The following is an 18538-nucleotide window of genomic DNA, read 5'->3' as shown; positions in this document are numbered from 1 at the left end:
AACTGTAAAGCAGCTATGCAGAATTAACGGTCACCCGAGCAGTAGTACCTGGCATTTGGCTGTGGAACTGCACAGCAGAAAACCGGGTACTCGTCTCAGGACAATGGAGCGTCGTAGATGAGTAACAAGAATAACGATGACCTGAAGTACCAAGCCTCGGAAAACACCCTGGGGCTTAATCCCGTCGTTGGGCTGCGCGGAAAGGATCTGCTGGCCTCTGCTCGTATGGTGCTGACCCAGGCCATCAAACAACCGATCCATAGCGTCAGGCACGTGACCCATTTCGGCCTCGAACTGAAGAACGTGCTGTTCGGCAAATCCGAACTGCAACCGGCCAGCGATGACCGTCGCTTCGCCGATCCGGCCTGGAGCCAGAACCCGCTCTACAAACGTTATCTGCAAACCTACCTGGCGTGGCGCAAGGAGCTCCATTCCTGGATCGACGACAGCAGCCTGTCACCCAAAGACATCGCGCGCGCCCACTTCGTGATCAACCTGATGACCGAAGCCATGGCCCCGACCAACACGGCGGCCAACCCCGCAGCAGTCAAACGCTTCTTCGAGACCGGCGGCAAAAGCCTGCTTGACGGTCTCTCGCATCTGGCCAAGGATCTGGTGCACAACGGCGGCATGCCGAGCCAGGTCAACATGGGCGCGTTCGAGGTCGGCAAGAGCCTGGGCGTGACCGAAGGCGCGGTGGTGTTTCGCAACGACGTGCTGGAGCTGATCCAGTACAAGCCGATCACCGAGCAAGTTCACGAGCGTCCACTGCTCGTGGTGCCACCGCAGATCAACAAGTTCTACGTATTCGATCTGAGCCCGGACAAGAGCCTGGCGCGCTTCTGCCTGCGCAATAATGTGCAGACCTTCATCGTCAGCTGGCGCAACCCGACCAAGGCCCAGCGCGAGTGGGGCCTGTCGACCTACATCGATGCGCTCAAGGAAGCGGTCGACGTGGTCACGGCGATCACCGGCAGCAAAGACGTGAACATGCTGGGCGCCTGCTCCGGCGGCATCACCTGCACCGCCCTGCTCGGCCACTACGCCGCCCTCGGCGAGAAGAAGGTCAACGCCCTGACCCTGCTGGTCAGCGTGCTCGACACCACCCTGGACAGCGACGTCGCCCTGTTCGTCGACGAGCAGACCCTGGAGACCGCCAAGCGCCACTCGTATCAGGCCGGCGTGCTCGAAGGCAAGGACATGGCCAAGATCTTCGCGTGGATGCGTCCGAACGATCTGATCTGGAACTACTGGGTCAACAACTACCTGCTCGGCAACGAACCGCCGGTGTTCGACATCCTGTTCTGGAACAACGACACCACCCGGTTGCCGGCGGCGTTCCACGGCGACCTGATCGAGATGTTCAAAAACAACCCACTGATCCGCCCCAATGCACTGGAAGTGTGCGGCACGCCGATCGACCTCAAGCAGGTCACTGCCGACATCTATTCGCTCGCCGGCACCAACGACCACATCACCCCGTGGAAGTCCTGCTACAAGTCGGCGCAGCTGTTTGGCGGCAAGGTCGAGTTCGTGCTGTCGAGCAGCGGGCATATCCAGAGCATTCTGAATCCGCCGGGCAACCCGAAATCGCGTTACATGACCAGCGAAGGCATGGCCGCCAATGCCGATGAGTGGCAAGAGAACTCCACCAAGCACACCGACTCCTGGTGGCTGCACTGGCAGACGTGGCAGGCCGAACGCTCGGGCAATCTGAAAAAGGCGCCGACCAAACTGGGCAACAAGGCGTATGCGCCAGGTGAAGCATCGCCGGGCACTTATGTACATGAAAGATAGCGGCAAGCCACAAGTTACAAGCCGCAAGCTGAGCAGGTTCTGCTTGAAGCTTGCGGCTTGTAGCTGCTCCACTCTAACCCGAAGGGCCTGAAGCATGCCGCAACCGTTCATTTTCCGTACCGTCGATCTGGATGGGCAAACCCTCCGCACCGCGGTACGCCCCGGCAAGCCTCACTTGACGCCCTTGCTGATATTCAACGGCATCGGCGCCAACCTGGAGCTGGTGTTTCCGTTCGTCGCGGCGCTGGACCCGGATCTGGAAGTGATCGCCTTCGACGTGCCCGGTGTCGGCGGTTCGTCGACGCCGCGCCGGCCGTATCGCTTTCCCGGACTGGCGAAGCTGACCGCACGAATGCTCGATTACCTCGACTACGGTCAGGTCAACGTGATTGGCGTGTCCTGGGGCGGGGCGCTGGCGCAGCAGTTCGCCCACGACTACCCCGAACGCTGCAAGAAACTGGTGCTGGCAGCGACCGCGGCCGGTGCCTTCATGGTGCCGGGCAAGCCGAAAGTGCTGTGGATGATGGCCAGTCCCCGGCGCTACATCCAGCCATCGCACGTGATCCGGATCGCGCCGCTGATCTATGGCGGCTCGTTCCGCCGTGACCCGACGCTGGCCGCCAGCCATGCGGCCAAGGTGCGTTCGGCGGGCAAACTCGGTTACTACTGGCAACTGTTCGCCGGGCTGGGCTGGACCAGCATTCACTGGCTGCACAAGATCCATCAGCCGACCCTGGTGCTGGCCGGCGACGACGATCCGCTGATCCCGTTGATCAACATGCGCATGCTCGCCTGGCGGATTCCCAACGCCCAACTGCACATCATCGACGATGGCCACTTGTTCCTGATTACCCGCGCCGAAGCCGTGGCGCCGATCATCATGAAATTCCTGGAGGAGGAGCGGCAGCGCGCCGTGATGCACCCGCACCCGACACCTTTGGGCGGATAAACCGCAGCGGCAGGTTTTATGCAGGGCTTGATACAAAGTGCGCGGCAGGACGCCGCGCAGGCAGCAACCCGTAACAGCGACTATGGTGTTCTGGTTCGGTGAGTTTGTTTTTGACCTGAAGACGAAGGAGTGTTGAGTCATGCGCGACAAACCTGCGACGGGCGTAGTGCCCAGTCCCGCCGTGTTCATCAATGCACAAAGTGCAATGACCGGCTTGCGTGGCCGGGACTTGATCTCGACGTTGCGCAGTGTTGCGGCCCACGGCCTGCGCAACCCTCTCCACAGTGCCAGACACGCCTTGAAACTCGGCGGCCAGCTCGGTCGCGTGCTGCTCGGTGAAACCTTGCACCCGACCAACCCGCAGGATGCGCGGTTCGCCGACCCGACGTGGAGCCTCAACCCGTTCTACCGGCGCAGCCTGCAGGCGTATCTGGCCTGGCAGAAACAGGTCAAGAGCTGGATCGACGAAAGCAGCATGAGCGAGGACGACCGCGCCCGCGCGCACTTCGCTTTCACGCTGCTCAACGACGCCGTCGCGCCCTCCAACACCCTGCTCAACCCGCTGGCGATCAAGGAGCTGTTCAACTCCGGCGGTCACAGCCTGGTGCGCGGCCTGAGCCATCTGCTCGATGATTTGCTGCACAACGACGGCCTGCCGCGTCAGGTCACCAAGCAGGCTTTCGAGGTCGGCAAGACGGTCGCCACCACCACCGGCGCCGTGGTGTTTCGCAACGAGATGCTCGAGCTGATCCAGTACAAGCCGATGAGCGAAAAGCAGTACGCCAAGCCGCTGCTGGTGGTGCCGCCGCAAATCAACAAGTACTACATTTTCGACCTCAGTCCGCACAACAGCTTCGTCCAGTACGCGCTGAAGAACGGCCTGCAGACCTTCATGATCAGTTGGCGCAACCCGGATGTGCGCCACCGCGAATGGGGCTTGTCGACCTACGTCGAGGCCGTGGAAGAAGCGATGAACGTCTGCCGGGCGATCACCGGCGCCCGCGACGTCAACCTGATGGGCGCCTGCGCCGGGGGCCTGACCATCGCCGCGTTGCAGGGACATCTGCAAGCCAAACGGCAGCTGCGGCGGATCTCCAGTGCGACCTATCTGGTCAGCCTGCTCGACAGCCAGATCGAAACCCCGACCACCCTGTTCGCCGATGAACAGACCATCGAAGCGGCCAAGCGCCGCTCCTATCAGAAAGGCGTGCTCGACGGTCGCGACATGGCCAAGGTGTTCGCCTGGATGCGGCCCAACGATCTGATCTGGAGCTATTTCGTCAACAACTACCTGTTGGGCAAAGAACCGCCGGCCTTCGACATCCTCTACTGGAACAACGACAACACCCGCCTGCCCGCTGCGTTTCACGGCGACCTGCTGGACTTCTTCAAGCACAACCCGCTGACCCACCCGGGCGGGCTGGAAGTCTGCGGCACACCGATCGACCTGCAGAAAGTCACTGTCGACAGCTTCAGCGTGGCCGGCATGAACGACCACATCACACCGTGGGACGCGGTGTACCGCTCGACCCTGTTGCTCGGTGGTGAGCGGCGTTTTGTGCTGTCCAACAGCGGCCACGTGCAGAGCATCCTCAACCCGCCAAGCAACCCGAAAGCCAATTACGTCGAAAACGGCAAACTGAGCAGCGACCCGCGCGCCTGGTACTACGACGCCAAACGCGTCGACGGCAGTTGGTGGCCGCAGTGGCTGGAGTGGATTCAGCAGCGCTCCGGTGCCCAGCGCGAGACCCTGATGACCCTCGGCAACCCGAACTATCCACCGATGGAAGCAGCACCCGGCACCTACGTGCATGTGCGCTGACGCGTAACCGAACTTTTCTAAGAAGACTGGATGAAAACCCGCGACCGGATTCTCGAATGTGCCCTGCAACTGTTCAACGAAAAGGGTGAGCCCAACGTCTCCACCATGGAAGTTGCCAACGAAATGGGGATCAGCCCCGGCAACCTCTACTACCACTTCCACGGCAAGGAGCCGTTGATACTCGGCCTGTTTGACCGCTTCCAGAATGAACTGGCGCCGCTGCTCGACCCACCGTCGGATGTCGAGCTGGCGCCGGAGGATTACTGGCTGTTTCTGCATCTGATCGTCGAGCGGCTGGCGCAGTACCGCTTTCTGTTCCAGGACCTGTCGAACCTCGCCGGGCGCCTGCCGAAACTGGCCAAGGGCATTCGCAATCTGCTCAACGCCCTCAAGCGCACGTTGGCGTCATTGCTGGCGCGCTTGAAAGCCTCGGGGCAGTTGGTCAGTGACACTCAAGCGCTGGGGCAACTGGTGGAGCAGATCACCATGACCCTGCTGTTCTCGCTGGACTATCAACGGATTCTCGATCGCGAGGGTGAGGTCAGGCTGGTGGTGTACCAGATCATGATGCTGGTGGCGCCACACCTGCTGCCGCCAGTGAAGGTGGCGACGGAGCGGATGGCTTTGCAATACCTCGAAGACCATTAACGTCAAAAGATCGCAGCCTGCGGCAGCTCCAACATTGGTCATGTTCGCCGCCCATTTTTCGGTTTGGCAACGATCCTGTAGGAGCTGCCGCAGGCGGCGATCTTTTGATCTTCAAACAAAAACGCCCGACCTTCACAGGCCGGGCGTTTTGTTTTGCCCTGAGGAATCAGGACTGACTGGTTGGCGTCGACGGGGTCGATGCAACAGTCGGGGTTGCCACCGGAGTCGGTGCAGCGGCGGAGTTCGACGCGCTGACCGGGGTTGCGGGCGTGGCAGGTTTGGCTGCAGCAGGCGCGGCCGGCTTCGGCGCAGCGGCTTTCGGCGCGGCCGGTTTTTTCACTGCCGGTTTTTTCGCCGCAGCCGGTTTGGCTGCAGGCTTGGCAGCCGGTTTGGCGGCTGCGGTTTTCGCGGCTGGCTTGGCGGCTGGTTTTGCTGCCGGTTTCGCGGCGGCTTTGGCGGCTACCGGTTTGGCTGCAGCTTTTGCTGCTGGCTTGGCTGCGGCGGTTTTCGCGGCAGGTTTTGCTGCTGCGGTTTTGGCAGCAGGCTTGGCCGCAGCTTTCGCAGCCGGTTTGGCAGGCGCTTTAGCCAGTGGCTTGGCTGCCGTTTTTGCGGCGGGTTTAGCCGCTGCGGTTTTTGCCGCCGGTTTGGCCGCAGCGGTTTTCGCCGCGACCGGTTGGGTTTTCAGACCGGTGAGTTTCTCGATCTGCTTGGTCAGGGTTTCAACCTTGCTGTGCAGCGCTTTCACCTCATTGCGGCTTGGCACACCCAGGCGCGAAATCGCGCTGTTCAGGCGCTTGTCGAAAGCCCCTTCCAGCTCGTCCCACTTGCCCAGTGCGCGATCTTTCACACCGCTGATGCGCGACTTGGCCGAAGAAGCCGAGTCCTTGGCGGCATCGACTTTTTTGCCGACTGCCGACTTGGTGAGCTTCTCGGCTTTCTCGCCGTCTTTGACCAGTGACTCGAAGAGCTTGCTGCCGTCAGTGTCGATCTTCGAGTACACGCCTAAACCAGCCAGCCAGATTTTGCGGGAGTAGTCTTCGACTTTCCCAATCCACGAGCTGCCTTCTTTATCGGTGTTCTTTTTACCAGCCATCCCGTTCTCCTTAAGATTTACGCGCGACGCGTTCGAGCAATGCCGTCAGCTCATCGAGCTTAGCAGAGAGTGTCTCAACGTCATGTTTAGACGGAATGCCGATACGATTCAAGGCGCTTGCTACACGGGAGTCGAACGCCTTCTCGACCTTGTCGAGCTGGACCTCGACGCGGCCTTTGAACGAGCTGACTTCGCCCTTGGCTTCATCGATCTCGGCGTTGGCCGCTTCGAGTTTTTCGGTGACGACTTTTTTGCCTTTCTTTTCAACAGTTTGACCAGCCTTGATCAACTCCTGAAAGTAGTCGCTACCTTCTTGGCCGACCTTGGCGTAGGCACCCAGGCCTGCCAGCCAGATCTTGCGGGCATAGGATTTGACGTCGCTCAGAGCAGAAGTCGAAGCGTCGATTTTTTTCTTCAAAATGACTTTGGCCATGGTGCACCTCACGCGCAGAAGGTTTGAGGAACTGCCCGCAGATGTGTCGGGCTCAGGCACAAAGTAGGGAGAAAAATTAGAAACGGCACCCTAACAACTGACATAAAAGTTCGGGTGCAGCGCAAAAAAATGTAGGAGTGAGCCTGCTCGCGATAGCGGTCTGTCAGTCAACATTGCGGTGACTGAAAGACCGCTATCGCGAGCAGGCTCACTCCTACAGGGGATCGTATTTCAGGCAGAAATCAGACCAGAGCTTTGTCGAGGGCTTTTTCGATCTCGGCTTTGATCATGCCGCTCATGGCCGACATCATCAGGCCCAGCTCGACGTCGACCTTGATCGAATCGTCTGCCACATGCACTGCGCCTTTCACGCCCGAGCGTTTGAGGTTCAGGGTATCGCCCGACCACTGCGGCTCCAGACCGTATTGGTCGGAGAGTTTTTGCGCCAGCTTGTCGGCCTTCTCGCGGGCGGCTTCCTTGCCCAGGTTGTGGGCACGCTCAACACTGATTTTGGCCATTGAATGACTCCTGAATAATAAATATGCGTCGGTAAATCTTGACCGCGTCTGCGGCAAATCGTCCCGAAGGTTGCCCATCTTACCTTTAGCCATTCCAAGACAAAGCATGGCTTGGGGATTAGAATGTCGCGCATTCTCTTTTGGTGACAGCGATATGACTGATCAGCGCAAAGGCAGCGATGCCGAACCCACCACACACTTCGGCTTCAAAAACGTTCCGGAAAGCCAGAAAGCGGAAAAAGTCGCTGAGGTTTTCCACTCGGTAGCCGCGAAATACGACCTGATGAATGACCTTCTGTCGGGCGGCATGCACCGTCTGTGGAAGCGTTTCGCGATCGAACTGTCGGGCGTGCGCAGCGGCAACCGCGTGCTGGACATCGCTGGTGGCACTGGCGACCTGACCAAGAAGTTCTCCCATCTGGTGGGCCCGACCGGCCAGGTGGTGCTGGCCGACATCAACGAATCCATGCTCAAGGTCGGTCGTGACCGCCTGCTGGACCTGGGTGTGTCGGGCAACGTCGAGTTCGTTCAGGCGGACGCCGAAAAGCTGCCGTTCCCGGACAACCACTTCGATTGTGTGACCATCGCCTTCGGCCTGCGCAACGTGACGCATAAAGAAGACGCCCTGCGCTCGATGCTGCGCGTGCTCAAGCCTGGCGGTCGCCTGCTGGTGCTGGAGTTCTCCAAGCCGACCAACGCGCTGATGTCCAAGGCTTACGACGCCTACTCGTTCGCCTTCATGCCGCTGATGGGCAAGCTCATCACCAATGACTCGGAAAGCTATCGCTACCTGGCCGAATCGATCCGCATGCACCCGAATCAGGAAACCCTGAAGTCGATGATGGTCGACGCCGGTTTCGACCGCGTGACCTATCACAACATGACCGCAGGCATCGTCGCCCTGCACCGCGGCATCAAGCCCTGATGTTGCTTACCGGGCTGCTCGCCAGCGTCGAACTCGGTCTGAACCGGGTGCTGCGTCTCGACAGCACGGCACTGCCGCGGCTGGCGCATCTGACCGGCAAGGTGATTGCCGTCGATTGCCGCAGCCCGGCGCTGCAACTGTTCATCCTGCCCAGCGATGAGGGCCTGATGCTGGCCTCGCACTGGGAAACCGGTGTCGACTGCACCCTGCGCGCGCCCGCGTCGAGCCTGGTGAAACTGGCCGTGAGCAAAGACAAGACCGCGGTGCTGCACGCCCCGGAAGTCGAGCTCGACGGTGACAGCGGCGTGCTGCTGGAGCTGGCCGGTGTGCTACAGGACCTGGAGCTGGACTGGGAGTACGAACTCTCGCGCTGGCTGGGCCCGGTCGCCACGCAATTGGTCGGCGGTCATCTGCGCAGCCGCGCACGCTGGTATCAACAAGGATTTGCCAGCCTCAACCAGAACCTCGCCGAATACCTCGCCGAAGAATCGCGCACCCTCGTCGGGCAACGCGAAGCCGAAGCGCGGTTCAGCGAACTGGACCGGATCAAACTTGATCTGGAACGTCTCGAGGCGCGCTTCGAGCGCCTTTCCCGATCCCTCGACCCAAGCGATAACGCATGAAGCTGCTTGCCGTCCGCCGTTTGTTGCGCATCCAGCGCGTCGTGATCCGCTACCGCCTCGATGACCTGCTGTTCGATCTGCCACTGCCCTGGTTTCTCCTGGCACTGCGCTATGTGCTGCCGTGGCGCTGGTTCCCGCGCAAACCGCTGGAGCTGAGCCGTGGTGCGCGCCTGCGTCTGGCGTTGCAGGACCTGGGGCCGATCTTCATCAAGTTCGGGCAGATTCTCTCGACCCGCCGCGACCTGCTGCCGGAAGACATCGCCGATGAGCTGATGCTGCTGCAGGACCGCGTGCCGCCGTTCGATTCGCAGCTGTCGATCAAACTGATCGAAGAGCAACTGGGCAAGAAAATCAGCGAAGTGTTCAGCCGCTTTGACGTCGAACCGCTGGCCTCGGCCTCGGTGGCGCAGGTGCATGCTGCGCAGCTGAAAACCGGCGAAGAAGTGGTGGTCAAGGTGATCCGCCCGGGCCTGAAACCGGTGATCGCTCAGGATCTGGCGTGGCTGTTCATCCTCGCCCGCGCCGCCGAAAAAGTCTCCGCCGATGCCCGCCTGCTGCACCCGGTAGACGTGGTGCAGGACTACGAAAAGACCATCTACGACGAGCTCGACCTGCTGCGCGAGGCGGCCAACGCCAGTCAGCTCAAGCGCAACTTCGAAGGCTCGCCGCTGCTGTACGTGCCGCAGGTCTACTGGGACTGGTGCCGGCCGAAAGTGCTGGTGATGGAGCGCATCTACGGGATTCAGGTGACGGATCTGGCGACCCTCGCCGACCAGCGCACCGACATGAAGATGCTCGCCGAGCGCGGCGTGGAGATCTTCTTCACCCAAGTGTTCCGCGACAGTTTCTTCCACGCCGACATGCACCCGGGCAACATCTTCGTCAGCACCGTCAACCCGTGGAGCCCGCAGTACATTGCGATCGACTGCGGTATCGTCGGCAGCCTGACTCCGGAAGACCAGGATTATCTGGCGCGTAACCTGTTCGCCTTCTTCAAGCGCGACTACCGCCGCGTGGCGCAGTTGCACATTGACTCGGGCTGGGTGCCGGCGGAAACCAAACTCAACGAATTCGAAGCGGCGATCCGCACCGTGTGCGAACCGATCTTCGAAAAACCGTTAAAAGATATTTCATTTGGCCAGGTGCTGATGCGCCTGTTCCAGACCGCGCGACGCTTCAACATGGAAGTCCAGCCGCAGCTGGTGCTGCTGCAAAAGACCCTGCTGAACATCGAAGGCCTCGGCCGTCAGCTGTACCCGGATCTGGACTTGTGGAACACCGCGCAGCCGTTCCTCGAACGCTGGATGCGCGAGCGCGTCAGCCCGAAAGCCTTGCTCGGCAACGTGCAGAGCCAGTTCGAGCAGCTTCCGCACCTGGCCAACATGGCCCGCGACCTGCTCGAACGCATGTCCCAGCCACATGCCAACGACCCGCCGCCACCGTGGCACAAACGCAAGGACGACTGGTTCCTGCGCCTGCTTGGCTGCGCTCATCTGGCGGGCGGCACCATTCTCGCCGCCGGTGGCCCGTTGAACGAACTGGGGCATTGGCCGGCCGGTATCATGGTGGCAGTCGGCTTGTATCTGGTCGTTCGCCGATAGCACGAATCAGCTGCAAGTTATAAGCTGCGAGCTGCAAGCCTGACGACACAGGAACACCGCAACCTGCTTTTACTTGCAGCTTGAAGCTCAACGCTTGTAGCTGCGTTTCGGGAATTGAAGATGAAAAACTGGCTGGACGAGATCAAGTGGGACGCGGATGGCCTGGTGCCGGCGATTGCCCAGGATCACAAGACCGGACGCGTGCTGATGATGGCCTGGATGAACCGCGAAGCGCTCGAACTGACCGCTGCGGAAAACCGTGCAATCTACTGGTCACGTTCCCGTGGCAAGCTATGGCGCAAGGGCGAAGAGTCCGGCCATGTGCAGACGCTGCATGAAATGCGTCTGGACTGTGATGCCGACGTGATCATCCTGATGGTTGAACAGATCGGCGACATCGCTTGCCATACCGGCCGTCAAAGCTGCTTTTATCGTGTCTTCGAAAACGGCGACTGGAAGACCGTCGACCCGGTACTCAAAGACCCGCACGCTATCTATTCCGCAGGACAATAGGATGTGTCATCAGTCATTTACTGAGCTGCGCTTTCAGCCGACAACCCGAAGGGCCAGGCCTGATTTTGTGCAGGGCTGCGTTACTCGTCGTTTATTTGAAATGCCAAACCACACTCCTCGCGCCTTGCCCTGCACAAAATCAGGCTCCGGCGCAGCTCAGGAAATGACTGATGACACATCCTCCCATGAGTGACACCCTGACTCGTCTGGCCCAAGTGCTTGAAGAGCGCAAAGGCGCAGCGGCCGACAGCTCTTATGTAGCTAGTCTGTATCACAAAGGCCTGAACAAGATTCTGGAGAAAGTCGGCGAAGAGTCGGTCGAAACCATTATTGCCGCCAAGGACGCCGCCATCAGCGGCGACTGCAGCGATGTGATCTACGAGACCGCCGACCTGTGGTTCCACAGCATGGTCATGCTTGCCCAACTGGGGCAGCATCCGCAGGCCGTGCTGGATGAACTGGATCGTCGCTTCGGCCTTTCCGGACACGTCGAGAAAGCCTCGCGTCCGTCCGCCTGAATAATTTTTAGAGAGGAACAGCAACATGGGCATTTTTGACTGGAAACACTGGATCGTCATTCTGGTAGTCGTGGTGCTGGTGTTCGGCACCAAGAAACTGAAAAACCTCGGCACCGACGTTGGCGAGTCGATCAAGGGCTTCCGCAAGGCCATGAACGACGACGAGAAACCGGCCGCCGATCCGACCGTGACGCCTGCGCAGCCAGTGCCACCGGTGCAGCCGCAAGCCACCGCTCAGGCCAACCCGCCGCACACCATCGACGTGCAGGCGCAGAAAGTCGAAGAGCCGATCCGCAAAGACGTGTGAGCACTGACTAATGTTTGGTATCAGCTTCTCTGAACTGCTGCTCGTCGGCCTCGTCGCCCTGCTGGTGCTGGGCCCCGAGCGTCTGCCGGGCGCTGCGCGCACCGCCGGCCTGTGGGTTGGGCGGCTGAAGCGCAGCTTCAACGCGATCAAACAGGAAGTTGAACGTGAAATCGGTGCCGACGAGATCCGTCGGCAACTGCACAACGAGCACATCCTGTCGCTGGAGCAGGAGGCGCGGAAGATTTTCACGCCGGTTCAGCAGGAGCCGACGCCGGTTGAGCATGTGGGTGAGCAGACGATTCACAGCCCTGCCGCTGCGACGACCCCTGCACCTGCTGTAGTACCGAACGAAACTGCGCCAGTTGTTGCGACGCCCCCGGTTGAATCCGCTGCTCCCGCCGCCGCGCCTGTTGCGCCGGCCCCTCACGACCCAACACTGCCGCCGCGAGCCCCATGAGCGATCTCCCCGAAAACGACCAGCACATGCCGCTGGTTTCGCACCTCACCGAGTTGCGCACCCGCCTGCTGCGTTGCGTGGCGGCGATCTTCATCATCTTCGCCGGGCTGTTCGCCTTCACCCAGCAGATCTACACCTTCGTCTCGACGCCGCTGCGCCAGTACCTGCCGGTCGGCGCGACGATGATCGCCACCGACGTATCGTCACCGTTTCTGACGCCGCTGAAGCTGACGATGATGGTTTCGCTGTTCCTCGCGATCCCGGTGATCCTGCATCAGATCTGGGGCTTCATCGCGCCGGGCCTGTACAAGCATGAAAAGCGCATTGCGGTGCCGTTGCTGGTATCCAGCATCCTGTTGTTCTACACCGGCATGGCGTTCGCCTATTACTTCGTGTTCCCGCTGATCTTCAAATTCTTCGCTGCGGCCACCCCGGCCGGCGTGGAAATGATGACCGATATCGCCAGTTACCTCGATTTTGTGATGACGCTGTTCTTCGCCTTCGGCGTCGCGTTCGAGATCCCCGTGGCCGTGGTGCTGCTGGTATGGATCGGCGTGGTCGACGTCAAATACCTGAAGAAGATTCGCCCGTACGTGATCATCGGCTGCTTCGTGGTCGGCATGATCCTCACGCCACCGGACATTTTCTCCCAGACCCTGCTGGCCGTACCGATGTGGATGCTGTTTGAAATCGGCATTCTGTTTGGCGGTTTGATCAGCAAGCGCGAACGTCCGGACGAGAATTCGGCCGACGATCACAACGACCAGCCGCCAGCGACCCAGGCATGAACCTGTTGTTGCTCGAAGAGGCCGACTTCATCGCGGCCGACCGCGTCGTGCTGCGTGATCGACGCCTGACCCACATGCAGGAAGTTCATCGCTCGGAAGTCGGTGACAGCCTGCGGGTCGGGCGCATCAACGGGCTGATGGGTTCGGCCGAGCTGCTGCGCCTTGAGGCCGGCGAAGCCGAACTGCGCGTCACTCTCGATCAGCCACCGCCCGCCAAGCTGCCGCTGACTCTGGTGCTGGCCCTGCCGCGTCCGAAGATGCTGCGCCGGGTGTTCCAGACCGTGGCGACCATGGGCGTGTCGAAGGTGATTCTGGTCAATAGCTACCGCGTCGAGAAGAGCTTCTGGCAGACGCCATTCCTGGAGCCGGAAGCGATTCGCGAGAATCTGATCCTCGGCCTCGAACAGGCTCGCGATACCGTGCTGCCGGAAATCATCATCGAGAAGCGCTTCAAGCCGTTCGTCGAAGACCGCCTGCCGGCGATCACCGAAGGCACCCTCGGCCTGGTCGGCCATCCTGGCAATTACCCCCCGTGCCCACGGGCGCTGAGCGAACCGGTGACCCTGGCGATCGGCCCCGAAGGCGGCTGGATCCCCTACGAAATCGACCTGCTGGGCAAGTCCGGCCTGCAACCGGTGCAATTGGGCGAGCGCATCCTGCGCGTCGAAACCGCCGTCACCGCCCTGCTCGCCCGCCTGTTCTAACCCCAACAAGGCCTCCCCTGTAGGAGCTGCCGAAGGCTGCGATACTTTGATCTTGCTTTAAAAACAAAATCAAAAGATCGCAGCCTCGTTCCACTCGTCAGCTCCTACGGGTATCCAGGATCGGCGGTTCAGGACAATTCGGGTTACAGATTGCCATCATCCAGCCGATACAGTCCTCATAAGTCCAATTAGTGGTCCGAGGGGAGTCGTCGCATGTACCGTTGGTTAGCCGAGAATCTTGGAAACGTCAGCGTCAAACGCAAGCTGGGGATCGGTTTCGGCCTGGTGCTGTTGCTCACCCTGCTGATCACTTTCACCGGGTGGACCGGCATGGGGGGCATCATCAGCCGCGGTGACAAGCTGGGTTTCATCTCCAGCCTCAACGAGCTGACCAAGGACCTGCGTCTGGCACGCCTGGACTACGAAATGCGTCGCGGCGAACAAGGCCCGGGCTTGGTCAACGAGCTGCTGACCAAGCTCGACAGCGGCCTGCAAACCGCGCGCGGCCTGATCGAACAACCGGCCGACGCCGCCAAGGTCGACCAACAGCTGGCCGCCGTCACCGAATACAAACGCGCCTTCGCCGACATGGTGCAGGCCGGGGCCAGTCGTGAAGACGCCCGCAGCAAACTCGGCGCCACCGCCGACAACGCCGTGGCCAAGGTCGCCGAAGTGGAGAAATCCATGCTGCAGGGCGACAGCGTCGCCCAGTTCAACGCCGTGATCGACCTGAGCAAACTGATCCAGCAAGCGCGCTTCCAGGTGCGTGGCTACACCTACAGTGGCAAAACCGAAGCCGAGCAACCGGCGCTCGATGCCATCGACAATGCCCTGAAAAACCTCGAAACCCTGCCGGCCAAACTACCTGAGCAGCACATCGCCAACCTGCAACAGGCCACCGAATCGCTCAAGGCCTATCGTGCAGCGGTCAGCCAGTTCCGCGACTCGCAGGTCGCCAGTGCCAAGGCTCTGGCACGCATGTCGGCCCAGGGCGACATCCTGCTCGACGTCAGCAAGCAACTCACCGAATCGCAGACCGTGGTGCGCGATACCGATGCCGCGCACGCCAAAAACATGTTGATCATCGCTACCCTGCTGGCCGTGGCCTTCGGCCTGCTGGCAGCGTGGGCGATCACCCGGCAGATCATCATTCCGCTGAACCAGACCCTGAAAGTCGCCGAGCGCGTGGCTGCCGGCGACCTGACCCACAACCTGGTGTCGCAGCGCCGCGACGAACTGGGCCAGTTGCAGCGTTCAATGCAGAGCATGACCCAAGGCCTGCGCGACCTGATCGGCGGCATCAGCGACGGCGTCACACAGATTGCCAGCGCCGCCGAAGAGCTGTCGGCGGTCACCGAGCAGACCAGCGCCGGGGTCAACAATCAAAAGATCGAGACCGATCAGGTCGCCACCGCCATGAACGAAATGGCCGCCACCGTGCAGGAAGTCGCGCGCAACGCCGAAGAGGCTTCCGAAGCCGCCGTGGCCGCCGATCAGCAGGCCCGTGAAGGCGACAAGGTGGTCGGTGAAGCCATCGCGCAGATCGAGCGTCTGGCGGTCGAAGTCGGCCACTCCACCGAGGCCATGGGCGAGCTCAAGCGCGAAAGCGACAAGATCGGCAGCGTGCTCGACGTGATCAAGTCCGTGGCCCAGCAAACCAACCTGCTGGCGCTCAACGCGGCGATCGAAGCCGCGCGTGCCGGTGAAGCCGGGCGTGGTTTTGCGGTGGTCGCCGATGAAGTGCGCAGCCTCGCCCAGCGCACCCAGAAGTCCACCGAAGAGATCGAAGAGCTGATCGTCGGCCTGCAGAACGGCACCCAGCAAGTGGCAACGATCATGGACAACAGCCGTAGCCTGACCGACAGCAGCGTCGAACTGACACGCCGTGCCGGTGGCTCACTGGAAAGCATCACCCGCACCGTGTCGGCGATTCAGGCGATGAACCAGCAGATCGCCGCAGCGGCCGAGCAGCAGAGTGCCGTGGCCGAGGAGATCAACCGTAGCGTGCTGAATGTGCGGGATGTGTCAGATCAGACATCGGCAGCGAGTGAAGAGACCGCGGCATCGAGTGTTGAACTGGCGCGCTTGGGGACGCATCTGCAGATGCTGGTGGGGCGGTTCAAGGTCTAAGCATCACAGCAAAAGATCGCAGCTTTCGGCAGCTCCTGCAGGTGTACACATAACTCTGTAGGAGCTGCCGAAGGCTGCGATCTTTTTTGCTTTACAAGACCTGACGCAAGAACGCCTGCGCCCGAGGATCCTTCGGTGCATCGAAGAACTCGGCCGGCGAAGCATCTTCCAGCAGTTTGCCGTGATCGAAGAACAGCACCCGGTCCGCCACTTCCCGGGCGAAGCCCATTTCGTGGGTGACGCAGACCATGGTCATGCCTTCCACGGCCAGGTTCTTCATCACATCCAGTACTTCACCGACCATTTCCGGGTCGAGGGCCGAAGTCGGCTCGTCGAACAGCATCACTTTCGGGTCCATCGCCAACGCCCGGGCAATCGCCACGCGCTGTTGCTGACCGCCGGACAGGCGTGACGGATATTCCCGGGCCTTCTGCGCAATGCCGACCTTCTCCAGCAACGCCAGAGCCTTGGCCTCGCTTTCCTTCTGCCCGCGCTTGCGCACGACTTTCTGCGCCAGACAGAGGTTTTCCAGCACGGTCATGTGCGGGAACAGGTTGAAATGCTGGAACACCATGCCGACTTCGCGGCGGTAGGCGTTGACGTCGGTTTTCGGGTCGGCCAGTTGCAGGCCGTCGATGCTCACCGAGCCCGAGTCGAACTCTTCCAGGCCATTGAGGCAACGCAGGAAGGTCGACTTACCGGAACCCGACGGGCCGATCACCACCAGCACTTCGCCCTTGGCCACGGTGGTGGTGACGTTATCCACAGCCCGGACTACCTGGCCACGGGTGTCGAAGACTTTTACCAGATCGCGGACTTCAATCACTTTGCGCGAGCCTCCGCTCAAGCCGGCTGGCGATTTTCGACAGCGGCAGGTTGATCAACAGGTACAGGCCGGCGACGCAGAACAGGATTTCGAACGGCGAGAACGAGGTGGTGATGACTTCGCGACCGCTTTTCAGCAACTCGGTAATGGCAATCACCGACACCAGCGAGGTGTCCTTGACCAGACTGATGAACTGTCCGGCCAGCGGTGGCAGCACGCGTTTGAACGCCTGCGGCAGCACCACGTGGCGCATCGACTGGCCGGCGCTCAGGCCGAGCGAGCGCGCCGCTTCGTTCTGCCCGCGGGCAATCGACTGCACGCCGGAACGGATGATTTCGGCCACGTAAGCACCGGTGAACAGCGACAGCGCGGCGATCCCGGCGAACTCCCGGGACAGGTTCATCACCGTACCGATGAAGAAGTAGAAAATGAAAATCTGCACCAGCAGCGGCGTGCCCCGCACCAGTTCGACGTAGATGCTCGACAAGTCGCGCAGGGTCGGGTTGTTCGACAGGCGGCACAGCCCGGTGACCAGACCGATCAACAGACCGAGTACGCCGGACACCACCGACAGCCACAGCGTGGTCCATAGTCCCCACAACAGCGGCCCTGCCGCCCAATGCCGGGTCACACCCACGACGTCGCCTTCCGCCACATCGTCGCCCTGAGCGAATTGCAGGCTGTTCTCGTCGACGGTCAGGTGCTGCTCGTCACCGGCGTCGTTGCGCAGGGTGACTTGCGCGCTGCTGCCCTTGCGCACCAATTCGGTGACGGTGGAAATGTCGGTCGCGCGCTGGGTTTCTTCGGCCTGATAGGCGAAGTACTGCGGCACGCGATTCCAGCGCCATTCGTAGGACATCAGCGACGTGGCGTAATACAACGCGCCCGCCAGGCCGACCAGCACCAGCACGGTCAGGACGTGCCAGGGCCATTGGGCTTTTTTCTGTTTCATTGCAGGTTCCGGATTTTGTATTGCCTTTGAGGCCCTCATCGCGAGCAGGCTCACTCCTACATTGGAATGCATTCCCCTGTAGGAGTGAGCCTGCTCGCGATTGAGGCGACGCGGTCTAGGTGACCGGCGTTATTCCATGTCCTTGAGCCACTCGGTACTCTTGAACCACTTGTCATGGATGCGATCGTAGGTGCCGTCTTCGTGGATCTGGTGCAGGAAGTTGTTGATGAAGTTGAGGCTGTCGTAGTCGCCTTTCTTCAGGCCGAAGGCCAGTGGCTCGTAGGTGAACGGCTTGTCGAGGAACACCAGCTTGCCGGCGCCGACCTTGTTCACCGCCACCACGTTGTACGGCGCGTCATAGATGAAGGCGTCGGCCTTGCCGTTGACCACGTCGAGCACGGCTTCCTGCTCGTTGTCGTAGCCGTGGTACTTGGCTTTGGCGATCAGCTTCTTGGCGACCATCTCACCGGTGGTGCCGAGTTTGGAGGTGATGCGGTAGTCGGCGGTGTTCAGGTCTTTATAGGACTTGATGGTGCCTTCCAGCTCCTTGCGGATCAGCAGAGTCTGGCCGACGACGATGAACGGTTCGCTGAAGTTCAGGCGCAGGTTGCGCTCCTGGGTCAGGGTCATGCCGCTGCCGATCATGTCGAACTTGTCGGTCATCAAGGCCGGGATGATGCCGTCGTAACCGGTGGAGACCAGCTCCAGCTTGACGCCCATGGCCTTGGACATGGCTTTGAGGATGTCGACTTCGAAGCCGATGATCTCGCCGCGCTTGTTGGTCATTTCGAACGGCATGTAGGTCGGATCCATACCGACTTTCAACGTGCCGCGCTTGACCGCGTCATCGATGGCGCCGGCCTGCGCCGCATTGACTGCAACCAGTGCCGTGACGCCGACCAGCAGCATCGACAGATACTTCTTCATCTTCAAG

Annotated in this window: 20 protein-coding genes and 1 pseudogene; 15 read left to right on the top strand and 6 right to left on the bottom strand. The window is 60.9% G+C overall.

Annotated features, from left to right (window positions below; all coding sequences use genetic code 11):
• Positions 1-117 precede the first annotated feature (117 nt).
• The 4 genes from phaC (KKQ10_RS12290) (at position 118) to KKQ10_RS12275 (ending at position 5216) form a co-directional block, all read left to right on the top strand.
• Positions 118-1797: a class II poly(R)-hydroxyalkanoic acid synthase gene (gene phaC, locus KKQ10_RS12290; RefSeq protein WP_215501245.1), complete on the top strand. Its 1680-nt coding sequence runs from the start codon at positions 118-120 to the stop codon at positions 1795-1797.
• 94 nt (positions 1798-1891) lie between these two features.
• Positions 1892-2746: a poly(3-hydroxyalkanoate) depolymerase gene (gene phaZ, locus KKQ10_RS12285; protein WP_127648622.1), complete on the top strand. Its 855-nt coding sequence runs from the start codon at positions 1892-1894 to the stop codon at positions 2744-2746.
• Positions 2747-2885: 139 nt separating this feature from the next.
• On the top strand, positions 2886-4568 hold the full coding sequence (phaC, locus tag KKQ10_RS12280) for a class II poly(R)-hydroxyalkanoic acid synthase (protein WP_127648621.1): 1683 nt from the start codon (positions 2886-2888) through the stop codon (positions 4566-4568).
• 30 nt (positions 4569-4598) lie between these two features.
• Positions 4599-5216, top strand: coding sequence for a TetR/AcrR family transcriptional regulator (locus KKQ10_RS12275; RefSeq protein WP_127648620.1), 618 nt, complete (start codon positions 4599-4601; stop codon positions 5214-5216).
• 166 nt (positions 5217-5382) lie between these two features.
• Here KKQ10_RS12275 and KKQ10_RS12270 read toward each other — a convergent pair whose 3' ends face one another.
• The 3 genes from KKQ10_RS12270 to KKQ10_RS12260 all read right to left on the bottom strand — a co-directional run bounded on the left by KKQ10_RS12270 (position 5383) and on the right by KKQ10_RS12260 (position 7260).
• Entirely contained in the window at positions 5383-6309 is a 927-nt protein-coding gene (locus tag KKQ10_RS12270; protein ID WP_215501244.1) for a phasin family protein, read from the bottom strand.
• Between the two features lie 10 nt (positions 6310-6319).
• A complete protein-coding gene (locus KKQ10_RS12265; RefSeq protein ID WP_127648618.1) occupies positions 6320-6742 on the bottom strand; it encodes a phasin family protein in 423 nt (140 codons plus the stop codon).
• 242 nt (positions 6743-6984) lie between these two features.
• Positions 6985-7260 carry a polyhydroxyalkanoic acid system family protein gene (locus KKQ10_RS12260; RefSeq protein WP_215501243.1) on the bottom strand — a complete coding sequence of 92 codons (276 nt, stop codon included), beginning with the start codon at positions 7258-7260 and terminating at the stop codon, positions 6985-6987.
• A 154-nt stretch (positions 7261-7414) separates the two neighbouring features.
• Here KKQ10_RS12260 and ubiE point away from each other — a divergent pair, with 154 nt between their 5' ends.
• The 11 genes and pseudogenes from ubiE (at position 7415) to KKQ10_RS28730 (ending at position 15826) form a co-directional block, all read left to right on the top strand.
• Complete coding sequence (ubiE, locus tag KKQ10_RS12255) at positions 7415-8185, top strand: bifunctional demethylmenaquinone methyltransferase/2-methoxy-6-polyprenyl-1,4-benzoquinol methylase UbiE (protein ID WP_003220857.1); 771 nt, start codon at positions 7415-7417, stop codon at positions 8183-8185.
• Positions 8185-8808, top strand: a complete 624-nt coding sequence (locus tag KKQ10_RS12250; protein WP_086793910.1) for a ubiquinone biosynthesis accessory factor UbiJ — start codon at positions 8185-8187, stop codon at positions 8806-8808. Before ubiE ends, KKQ10_RS12250 begins: the two co-directional genes overlap by 1 nt.
• Positions 8805-10409 (top strand): ubiquinone biosynthesis regulatory protein kinase UbiB, encoded by a 1605-nt coding sequence (gene ubiB / locus KKQ10_RS12245; protein ID WP_215501242.1) that lies wholly within the window; start codon positions 8805-8807, stop codon positions 10407-10409. The genes KKQ10_RS12250 and ubiB overlap by 4 nt, the downstream gene beginning before the upstream one ends.
• Positions 10410-10529: 120 nt before the next feature.
• On the top strand, positions 10530-10922 hold the full coding sequence (hisI, locus tag KKQ10_RS12240; protein ID WP_095667753.1) for a phosphoribosyl-AMP cyclohydrolase: 393 nt from the start codon (positions 10530-10532) through the stop codon (positions 10920-10922).
• A gap of 185 nt (positions 10923-11107) precedes the next feature.
• Positions 11108-11440 carry a phosphoribosyl-ATP diphosphatase gene (locus tag KKQ10_RS12235; protein ID WP_003220849.1) on the top strand — a complete coding sequence of 111 codons (333 nt, stop codon included), beginning with the start codon at positions 11108-11110 and terminating at the stop codon, positions 11438-11440.
• 25 nt (positions 11441-11465) lie between these two features.
• Positions 11466-11747, top strand: a complete 282-nt coding sequence (locus tag KKQ10_RS12230) for a twin-arginine translocase TatA/TatE family subunit (RefSeq protein ID WP_003220847.1) — start codon at positions 11466-11468, stop codon at positions 11745-11747.
• Between the two features lie 10 nt (positions 11748-11757).
• Positions 11758-12204 carry a Sec-independent protein translocase protein TatB gene (tatB, locus tag KKQ10_RS12225; protein ID WP_215501241.1) on the top strand — a complete coding sequence of 149 codons (447 nt, stop codon included), beginning with the start codon at positions 11758-11760 and terminating at the stop codon, positions 12202-12204.
• The gene (gene tatC, locus KKQ10_RS12220; protein ID WP_215501240.1) at positions 12201-12992 is read left to right on the top strand and encodes a twin-arginine translocase subunit TatC; all 792 of its coding nucleotides are present in this window, start codon (positions 12201-12203) and stop codon (positions 12990-12992) included. Before tatB ends, tatC begins: the two co-directional genes overlap by 4 nt.
• The gene (locus KKQ10_RS12215; protein ID WP_008080621.1) at positions 12989-13696 is read left to right on the top strand and encodes a 16S rRNA (uracil(1498)-N(3))-methyltransferase; all 708 of its coding nucleotides are present in this window, start codon (positions 12989-12991) and stop codon (positions 13694-13696) included. The genes tatC and KKQ10_RS12215 overlap by 4 nt, the downstream gene beginning before the upstream one ends.
• A 213-nt stretch (positions 13697-13909) precedes the next feature.
• A pseudogene (locus KKQ10_RS28735) lies at positions 13910-14971 on the top strand (methyl-accepting chemotaxis protein); the annotation flags it as partial.
• On the top strand, positions 14954-15826 hold the full coding sequence (locus KKQ10_RS28730; RefSeq protein ID WP_418323032.1) for a methyl-accepting chemotaxis protein: 873 nt from the start codon (positions 14954-14956) through the stop codon (positions 15824-15826). The pseudogene KKQ10_RS28735 and the gene KKQ10_RS28730, both read left to right, overlap by 18 nt.
• Before the next feature lie 91 nt (positions 15827-15917).
• Here KKQ10_RS28730 and KKQ10_RS12205 read toward each other — a convergent pair whose 3' ends face one another.
• From KKQ10_RS12205 to KKQ10_RS12195, 3 genes are all read right to left on the bottom strand, one after another.
• Positions 15918-16652, bottom strand: a complete 735-nt coding sequence (locus tag KKQ10_RS12205; protein WP_095137988.1) for an amino acid ABC transporter ATP-binding protein — start codon at positions 16650-16652, stop codon at positions 15918-15920.
• The gene (locus tag KKQ10_RS12200) at positions 16645-17604 is read right to left on the bottom strand and encodes an amino acid ABC transporter permease (RefSeq protein ID WP_215501238.1); all 960 of its coding nucleotides are present in this window, start codon (positions 17602-17604) and stop codon (positions 16645-16647) included. Before KKQ10_RS12200 ends, KKQ10_RS12205 begins: the two co-directional genes overlap by 8 nt.
• Before the next feature lie 129 nt (positions 17605-17733).
• Positions 17734-18531, bottom strand: coding sequence for a transporter substrate-binding domain-containing protein (locus KKQ10_RS12195; RefSeq protein WP_065260936.1), 798 nt, complete (start codon positions 18529-18531; stop codon positions 17734-17736).
• Between the last annotated feature and the right edge of the window lie 7 nt (positions 18532-18538).

Source organism: Pseudomonas sp. MG-9, from assembly GCF_018729515.1.
In the GTDB taxonomy this organism is placed as follows: domain Bacteria; phylum Pseudomonadota; class Gammaproteobacteria; order Pseudomonadales; family Pseudomonadaceae; genus Aquipseudomonas; species Aquipseudomonas serboccidentalis.
The sequence above is the reverse complement of the archived record's forward strand: the minus strand, read 5'-3'. Positions and strand labels throughout refer to the sequence as shown.

Coding starts and splice junctions, on each gene's coding strand:
- phaZ (WP_127648622.1), top strand. CDS start 1,892: ATGCCGCAACCGTTCATTTTCCGTACCGTCGATCTGGATGGGCAAACC.
- tatB (WP_215501241.1), top strand. CDS start 11,758: ATGTTTGGTATCAGCTTCTCTGAACTGCTGCTCGTCGGCCTCGTCGCC.
- tatC (WP_215501240.1), top strand. CDS start 12,201: ATGAGCGATCTCCCCGAAAACGACCAGCACATGCCGCTGGTTTCGCAC.
- KKQ10_RS12270 (WP_215501244.1), bottom strand. CDS start 6,309: ATGGCTGGTAAAAAGAACACCGATAAAGAAGGCAGCTCGTGGATTGGG.
- KKQ10_RS12230 (WP_003220847.1), top strand. CDS start 11,466: ATGGGCATTTTTGACTGGAAACACTGGATCGTCATTCTGGTAGTCGTG.
- KKQ10_RS12275 (WP_127648620.1), top strand. CDS start 4,599: ATGAAAACCCGCGACCGGATTCTCGAATGTGCCCTGCAACTGTTCAAC.
- KKQ10_RS12235 (WP_003220849.1), top strand. CDS start 11,108: ATGAGTGACACCCTGACTCGTCTGGCCCAAGTGCTTGAAGAGCGCAAA.
- KKQ10_RS12250 (WP_086793910.1), top strand. CDS start 8,185: ATGTTGCTTACCGGGCTGCTCGCCAGCGTCGAACTCGGTCTGAACCGG.
- hisI (WP_095667753.1), top strand. CDS start 10,530: ATGAAAAACTGGCTGGACGAGATCAAGTGGGACGCGGATGGCCTGGTG.
- KKQ10_RS12215 (WP_008080621.1), top strand. CDS start 12,989: ATGAACCTGTTGTTGCTCGAAGAGGCCGACTTCATCGCGGCCGACCGC.
- phaC (WP_127648621.1), top strand. CDS start 2,886: ATGCGCGACAAACCTGCGACGGGCGTAGTGCCCAGTCCCGCCGTGTTC.
- ubiE (WP_003220857.1), top strand. CDS start 7,415: ATGACTGATCAGCGCAAAGGCAGCGATGCCGAACCCACCACACACTTC.
- phaC (WP_215501245.1), top strand. CDS start 118: ATGAGTAACAAGAATAACGATGACCTGAAGTACCAAGCCTCGGAAAAC.
- KKQ10_RS12265 (WP_127648618.1), bottom strand. CDS start 6,742: ATGGCCAAAGTCATTTTGAAGAAAAAAATCGACGCTTCGACTTCTGCT.
- KKQ10_RS28730 (WP_418323032.1), top strand. CDS start 14,954: ATGCAGAGCATGACCCAAGGCCTGCGCGACCTGATCGGCGGCATCAGC.
- KKQ10_RS12260 (WP_215501243.1), bottom strand. CDS start 7,260: ATGGCCAAAATCAGTGTTGAGCGTGCCCACAACCTGGGCAAGGAAGCC.
- KKQ10_RS12195 (WP_065260936.1), bottom strand. CDS start 18,531: ATGAAGAAGTATCTGTCGATGCTGCTGGTCGGCGTCACGGCACTGGTT.
- KKQ10_RS12200 (WP_215501238.1), bottom strand. CDS start 17,604: ATGAAACAGAAAAAAGCCCAATGGCCCTGGCACGTCCTGACCGTGCTG.
- ubiB (WP_215501242.1), top strand. CDS start 8,805: ATGAAGCTGCTTGCCGTCCGCCGTTTGTTGCGCATCCAGCGCGTCGTG.